1 protein-coding gene is annotated in these 476 nt (G+C 70.2%); it reads right to left on the bottom strand.

Annotated features, from left to right (window positions below; genetic code table 11):
* A partial coding sequence (locus AC066S_RS39185) for an alpha-hydroxy acid oxidase (protein WP_478271958.1) occupies positions 1–476 on the bottom strand: 476 nt, incomplete at both ends.

Here is a 476-nt window from a genome sequence, read left to right as displayed (position 1 = left end):
CGATGTTGCCGAAGCTGCGCCGCTTCGTGCCCAGCATGCCGAGGCACCAGCGCGGCTTGGTCGCGAGGTCGAGCAGGTTGGCGAGCGTGGGCCGGGGCGGCGTGGAGAGCCCGTTCTTGATGTCCTTGTGGCGCTGGCCGAGGATCTGCAGGTCGAGCGTGACCTGCAGCGCCGAGACGCCCGCGGCCTTGGCGCGGTCGATCAGGCGTTCGACGAAATCGCGGTCGCGCATCACGTACACCTGGAACCAGAAGCCCGGCCCGGCATGCTCGGCCACGTCCTCGATCGAGCAGATGCTCATGGTGGACAGCGTGAACGGCACGCCGAACGCCCGCGCGGCGCGCGCCCCGAGGATCTCGCCGTCGGCATGCTGCATGCCGGTGAGGCCGGTGGGCGCGATCGCCACGGGCATGGCCACGTCCTGCCCCACCATCTTCGTGCGCGTGGTGCGGTTCTCCATGTTCACCGCCACGCGC

The sequence above is a fragment of the Bradyrhizobium sp. CFUWI genome (assembly GCF_056429085.1).
This window is presented reverse-complemented; position numbering and strand designations above follow the sequence as displayed.